Here is a 6,321-nt window from a genome sequence, read left to right on the forward strand (position 1 = left end):
CTGGGCTCCCTGGACTGCTGCCGCCCGTCCAACTTATCGAGTACCGTCGAGCCGTGGCGCTGCGGCGGGAAAGCCCGATTCGGGGACGACGGCTGGGGCTCTTTGAGGCGCTGTTCGAACGCTTTGCGATGAGCCGGGCCGGTTATGTATTCATGCTCAGGCTGGCACCGCATATCGACAAGGCGGTGATTCCCCGGACCAGGGGCCGGCTGAGTTCGGCCGGGTTCGACAGAGTCGGTCTGGTCACCAGCATCGGCGCCAAGTCCGGAAAGCAGCGCACACATCCGTTGGCGTTGCTGGAAGTTGGCGACGGGCTGCTCGCCATCGGCTCCAACTACGGGCGGCCCAATCACCCGGCCTGGAGCGCCAATCTGCTCGCGTACCCCGAATGCACGGTCGAGTTCAAGGGTCCGCCCAAGCCGCACCGCGCCGAGCTGCTCACCGGCGACGCCCGTGCGCAGGCCTGGTCGGACGCGGTCGACTTCTACGCCGGCTATGAGAGCTACCGCACCAGTTGTGCGCCACGCGAAATCAGGATCTTCCGCCTCACAGCACGCTGATCGGAATGGTCAACGATTCCGGTTTGGCGGGCAGCATCGTGGTGTCCACCGAGAGAATTTCGCCATTGTCCTGAGTGCCGTTGGGCAGCGTCTTGGGTTTGAGGCGCAGCGTCGGATTGTCCGCGGCCAAACCGGCCAGTCCGTAATTGCTGTCGTTGGCGACGACTATCGTCTTTCCGCCGTCCGGGGTGATGAGGCCGTCGATCTGGTCGTGGCCGAAGAAGTAACCCTTAGGCGACAGTGTGCGCAGCAGTTCGCTGAGGTCGAGTTTGAGGTCCTTTGTGGCAACGGTGATTCCGGCGGCCTTGAGCTTGGCGAGCGCGTCGGCGTCGGTGGTCACGCCGACGAAAGTCTCCAGTGGAACGTTGTTGATGAGCAGACCGCCGGCTTCGGCCAGATAGGACGACCCCACGACCGTCGAGTGCGGGCCCACATCGGTGGCCCCGGCGACATCGGCCAGGTAGATCTTCTTGTTTGCGTCCGGGGCGAATTTGTCGTCACGTTCGTCGATCAGGAACGTGGTCGCACTCAACGCGGTGATATCCGAGACCGAGACATTCGTCTGTTGCGGATTGGCCAATGGATACAGATACTCGTGCACGATGCTGCGGTCGACCAGGTTGATGGTCACGATGCGGGTGAATGGGACAGACTTGGCGGGCCCGGTCAAACCCGGCGTTTGAATCGCCGACTGCATGATCCCCACCAATGTGTTGCCGTCCGGCGTCATCGTCAGCCCCTCCATACCCTGATTCGGGCTGCGCAGCGACAACTCCCGGGGCAGCGACCCGTCGAGCGGTGAAAGACGTTCCAGCTCTTTTCCTTTGGCGTCGAAGTGGATGATGTACGGACCGTATTGGTCGGATACCCAGAACGTGCCGTCGGGCCGGGCGACCAGGCCTTCGGGATCCACTCCGTATTCCGAGGGGCGCAGCGGCGCGCCGTTGAGATCCACCAGCGCCTCGCCGGTGCTGGCGTGCGGATCGATGAGCCCCACCAGCGGGGCGCCGTCCGGCGCGTGCAGCGTGATGGTCTGCTCCACCGTCGCGACACCGCCGGCCAGTCTGAGCTTGGCGATATGCGGGTGGTAATCGGGCAGCGGAAGGACTTTCTCGCTCCCGGTACGCCCATCCACGTTGGGGCCGCGGTCGGTGAGGCCGTAGATCTCGTCGGCCGTGCCCGGCAACGCGGCGATCGCGGAACCGTGCGCGCCGGCTTTGATGGCGACGCCACCCATTGTGGTCAGCGGTAGCGCTTCTTCGGAGTAGAGCTTGACAGCGTGACTGACGGTGACGGGGAGCTCATCGGTCCCGGTGTAGCCGGCGTCGGGGGTGTAGATCATGTCGCCGTTCGTGCTGTAGGCGATGCTGCCGTGTTTGGGCTTGCCGTACGCAACCGGTGTGACGCCGCCGGTGGCGGCCAGCATCCGGTCCGGCGGAATGATCAGAGCCGTCCCTTTGGTGGTGCTCAAGTCGACCTTGCCCTGATATGGGGTCGTGGAGTCCGCCGTGCGCGGCACGCAGGCCGTCAGCACAACGACCAGAATTCCCGCTGGAATTGACCATCTCGTCTTGCGTCCCATGCACATGGCTTAGCAAGGCTAGTTGACGCGCCGGTGTACGCGAGGCGAGCTAGGGCTTCTTGTCGCGCACTTTGTACGACGACGGCCACGATTTTCGCGATTCGTCGCCAGTCAGCGGAGTTCCCATCCCGCCTACCTTGACGTTGTAGGCCTCCTTAGCTGGGCCGACTTCGCGATTGGCGTGTTCCTGGGCGAGGTAGTACAGCTCGTCGATGGTGGCTTCGTCGTAGGCGACGAACGAGGTCTCCCGCGCGACGTCGTCGATACCTTCCAGCATCCGGTCCGGCAGGTAGCGCGACGCCAGGGCGGCCGCGCCGAGCAGAGAGAATGGGATGACCCAGTAGCAGATGAACGAGAGCGGTGTCTTGGTGTCCAGAATCGTCGCGTTACCTTGCACGATCGGCGGGATCGCCGCCGATACCGTCATACCGGCGAAGGCGGCAACCCAGATCCACGTCAAGACCGTGGTGATCCGATTGAACAACTCGGTCTTGACCACGTCGGGTGGTTGCTCAGCGGCCGCGAACTCGCGCACGAACGGCTTACCGATCAGCACGCCGACCAGCGCCACCAGGAAGATCCCAGCGTTGCTGAGCGGCTGTATCCACCGCGCCATGAAGGCGTCGCTGAGCGTGAAGGTCAGCACCGTCAGCACCACAAATGTGGCCACGGCGCCGATTTCGAGCGTGCGGCCCGGTTTCTGAGTAGCGCGCCCGATGGCGAACACGGCGAGCGCGATCAGCAGCGCGACCGCCACGGCGATGGAGAAGGGGACGTTACCGACGAGCACCCAGTACACGATCCAGGGCGCGAAACCAAAGAGCAGGCCCACAAAGGGTCAGTGTATGGGCTTGGGTTTGGGCGTTAGGTCAGTGCCTGCGGAGCTACCAGGAACTTCTCGCCGGTGGCGCGCTTGACATAGCGATTGAACGCGTCCGGTTGGAGCATGCCGGCCAAGGAGACTTCCTCGGTGTAGGTACTGGCGAAAGTCGTGGTCAGTTCCGCGGCCACCCGGGCCCGCAATCGCGCGATCGCCTCGGCGCCGATGCTCTGCAGGAACGGGGTGAGCAGCCAACCGCCGACACCCCAGGCCATGCCGAAGTTGCGGGTCAGCGTCGTCGGACCCGTGTCGAGCGAGCCGTAGATGTACACCTGCTTGTGGACGCTCGACCCGTAGCGCGAGTAGTTGGCTGCGGTGGCGTTGGCCGCTTGTTCCATGCCGTTGAGGATTTGACTCGCCAGCGTGCCTCCTCCGGTGGCGTCGAACGCAAGCGTCGCCGACGTCGCTTTGAGCGCCTCGACAAGGTCTGCCGAGAAAGACGGCGACGTCGAGTTGAGGACATGGACCGCGCCCAGGGCGCGCAGCAGTTCTACCTGGTCGGGCTTGCGGACGATGTTGACCAGCGCTACCCCGTCTGCGTTGCACAGCTTGACCAGCATCTGGCCCAGATTCGACGCCGCCGCCGTGTGCACCAGAGCCGAATGTCCTTCGCGGCGCATGGTTTCCACCATTCCGAGCGCTGTCAACGGGTTGACGAACGACGATGCCCCGTCCCGTGCCGCGGTCCCGTCCGGCAACACCAGGCATGCGGCAGCGGGAACCACCCGGTATTGGGAATACATTGCGCCGCCGGCGATTCCGACTGTCTTGCCGACCATGGCCTGGGCCGCCGGGGACGAGCCCGCGGCGACGACGGTGCCCGCGCCCTCGTTGCCCGCCGGAAGCGATTGGTCCACCCGCGCCGAAAGCGCTTTCAGAGAGCCCGGTGCCAACTTCGCCGTGACGACAGGGCGCTGCGGCGTGCCGGACACCGTCGCGGTCGACATGTCGGCGCTGGCGATGAGCAGGCCCAGGTCTGACGGGTTGATCGGCGCGGCTTCCACCCGAACCAACACTTCGTTGTCGCCGGGGTCGGGAATTTCGACGTCGTGCAGTGACAGCTCGAGCGTCTCCTGCGAGGTCACCAACGAACGCAGTTCGAGTGCGACGCCGGGCAAGTCTGGGGTCATGGGTGGGGCCTCCTCAATCCGTTATGGCGTCAATCCGAAATGGCGTCGACGTAGAACCACCGGCCGGCGCGCCGCTGGAAACGACTGCGCTCGTGCATGCTGCCAGGGCGGCCCGCGGACTCGAAGCTGGCGGTGAACTCCACCTCGCCGAATTCGTCGGCGGGGCCTCCCCCGACTGTGGCGATCACGTCGAGCCCGGTCCAGGTGGTACCCGGGTTGACAGACACATCGTCGGGCCGCGTGCGGGGGTGCCAGGTGCGAAACAAGTAGTCGGCGTTGCCATATGCGTATGCCGAATACCTGGACCGCATCAACTCCTCGGCCGATCGCGCCTGCCGTTGGCCGTGGTGCAGCGGCTCACAGCACGCGGGGTAGCCGGCTGGGTTGCCGCACGGACACGGCGGCTCTTCGAGGGGTTCGGCCACGTTGTAGAGCCTGACAGATTGCTATTTAGGACACTCATTTGAGTTCTCCAAAATTTGCTACTTCGTCAACACGTCGGGCGTACAGTCCCGTCCACTGAATTTCTCAGTTGTCGCATTCGAGCATTGGGGCCCGTATGTCAACTTTGCTGATCGCACCCGAAGCCTTGGTGGCCGCTTCGCAGGAACTGACCGGACTCGGGTCGGCGCTGGGAGCCGCGAATTCCGCCGCTGCGACGTCAACGACACAGGTCGTGGCCGCGGCCGGGGACGAGGTATCGGCGGCCATCGCCAGGTTGTTCGGTTCCTTGGGCCGGGAGTATCAGGTCCTCAGCGCGCAGTCGGCGTTGTTTCACGAGCAGTTTGCTCGCACATTGGCCTCCGGCGCCGGCGCGTATGCGGCAGCAGAAGCGGCGAGTGTGTCGCCGCTGCAGTGGCTGGAAGACGCCGTGCTGGGCGTGATCAACGCGCCCACCAACCTCCTGCTGGGTCGCCCGCTCATCGGGAACGGCACCAATGGTGCACCGGGAACCGGAAACAACGGTGGGGCCGGCGGAATTTTGATCGGCGACGGCGGCAATGGCGGCTCGGGTGCGGCCGGCCAAGCCGGCGGGCGCGGCGGCGACGCCGGGTTGTTTGGCAACGGTGGCATCGGCGGGGCTGGTGGTGCGGCCACGGTGGCCGGTGGCACCGGCGGCGCGGGCGGTGGCGGTGGCGCCGGCGGGTGGCTGGGCGGGTTCGGCGGCGCGGGCGGCATCGGTGGAGCCGGCGCGGTGGGCGTCGTCGGTGGCAACGGCGGCGCCGGTGGTGTTGGTGGTGTAAGTCGGGCTTTGGCCGGTTGGGGCGGCGGCGCCGGCGGGGCCGGCGGCATCGGCGGCGCAGGGGCAGACGGAGCCTCCGGAGCGGTACCCGGCAGCGGCGGCAACGGCGGCAACGGCGGTGCCGGTGGGTCCGGCGGAGGCACGCAAGCCTTCCTGAACAGCACCGTTGGCGCGGGCGGGGCCGGCGGCGCCGGCGGGGTCGGCGGCAACGGCGGAGACGGAGCTATGGGCGCCGTCGGCGGCAACGCGGGGCACGGCGGTAACGGCGGTGCCGGCGGTGCTGCCGGCGGCGTGAGCGGTATCGCCGGTAGTGGCGGTGCAGGTGGCGCCGGCGGCATCGGCGGTACCGGCGGCGGCGGTACTGCGACCGCGGGCGACGGCGGTGCGGGCGGCAACGGCGGCACCGGCGGGCTTGCCGGCGCTGTCGGTAGTGGCGGGACTGTCGGCAGTGGTGGGGCCGGCGGAGCGGGCGGCACCGGCGGCGCCGGGCTCAATGCCGCCGATGGCAGCGGCAACGTTGGCGGCCAGGCAGGCAACGGTGGGGCCGGCGGCCAAGGCGGCAACGCCGGTAACGCCAGCGGCACCGCCGGTAGCGGTGGGGCCGGCGGCGCCGGCGGGGTCGGCGGCACCGGCGGCAGCAGTGCCACCACCGCCGGAACCGGGGGTAACGGCGGAAGCGGCGGAAACGGCGGCACCGGTGGACTTGCCGGCACCGTCGGCAGCGGCGGAACCGTAGGCAGTGGCGGTACCGGTGGCGCCGGCGGCACCGGCGCCGCCGGTGCCAATGCCGCCGATGGCAGCGGCGATACCGGCGGCCAGGCAGGCAATGGCGGCACCGGCGGCAACGGCGGCAACGCCGGCAATGCCAGCGGCACCGCCGGAAGCGGTGGGGCCGGCGGCGGCGGCGGGGTCGGCGGCATCGGTGG

At 67.4% G+C, this 6,321-nt stretch carries 6 protein-coding genes; 2 read left to right on the top strand and 4 right to left on the bottom strand.

The features are described from left to right. Window positions 1-53 precede the first annotated feature (53 nt). Window positions 54-560: a nitroreductase family deazaflavin-dependent oxidoreductase gene (locus AWC27_RS11130; RefSeq protein WP_245846996.1), complete on the top strand. Its 507-nt coding sequence runs from the start codon at window positions 54-56 to the stop codon at window positions 558-560. Here AWC27_RS11130 and AWC27_RS11135 read toward each other — a convergent pair. The 4 genes from AWC27_RS11135 to AWC27_RS11150 are packed head-to-tail and all read right to left on the bottom strand — an operon-like array spanning window position 547 to window position 4,577. Continuing rightward, window positions 547-2,142 (bottom strand): esterase-like activity of phytase family protein, encoded by a 1,596-nt coding sequence (locus tag AWC27_RS11135; protein WP_085670541.1) that lies wholly within the window; start codon window positions 2,140-2,142, stop codon window positions 547-549. The two genes, AWC27_RS11130 and AWC27_RS11135, sit on opposite strands and share 14 nt — an antisense overlap. Before the next feature lie 49 nt (window positions 2,143-2,191). Then, window positions 2,192-2,974, bottom strand: a complete 783-nt coding sequence (locus tag AWC27_RS11140; RefSeq protein ID WP_085670542.1) for a hypothetical protein — start codon at window positions 2,972-2,974, stop codon at window positions 2,192-2,194. 32 nt (window positions 2,975-3,006) lie between these two features. Beyond that, on the bottom strand, window positions 3,007-4,152 hold the full coding sequence (locus AWC27_RS11145; RefSeq protein ID WP_085670543.1) for a zinc-binding dehydrogenase: 1,146 nt from the start codon (window positions 4,150-4,152) through the stop codon (window positions 3,007-3,009). Window positions 4,153-4,181: 29 nt separating this feature from the next. Then, complete coding sequence (locus AWC27_RS11150) at window positions 4,182-4,577, bottom strand: YchJ family protein (protein WP_085670544.1); 396 nt, start codon at window positions 4,575-4,577, stop codon at window positions 4,182-4,184. 134 nt (window positions 4,578-4,711) lie between these two features. On the opposite strand from AWC27_RS11150, the gene AWC27_RS11155 reads away from it, so the two are divergent. Further along, on the top strand, window positions 4,712-6,321 hold a 1,610-nt coding region (locus AWC27_RS11155), incomplete at its 3' end, for a PE family protein (protein ID WP_139836907.1).

The organism is Mycobacterium szulgai, from assembly GCF_002116635.1.
In the GTDB taxonomy this organism is placed as follows: domain Bacteria; phylum Actinomycetota; class Actinomycetes; order Mycobacteriales; family Mycobacteriaceae; genus Mycobacterium; species Mycobacterium szulgai.

Excerpts from the sequence above, each read along its gene's own strand:
- AWC27_RS11135 (WP_085670541.1), bottom strand. The coding sequence starts at position 2,142 with ATGGGACGCAAGACGAGATGGTCAATTCCAGCGGGAATTCTGGTCGTT.
- AWC27_RS11145 (WP_085670543.1), bottom strand. The coding sequence starts at position 4,152 with ATGACCCCAGACTTGCCCGGCGTCGCACTCGAACTGCGTTCGTTGGTG.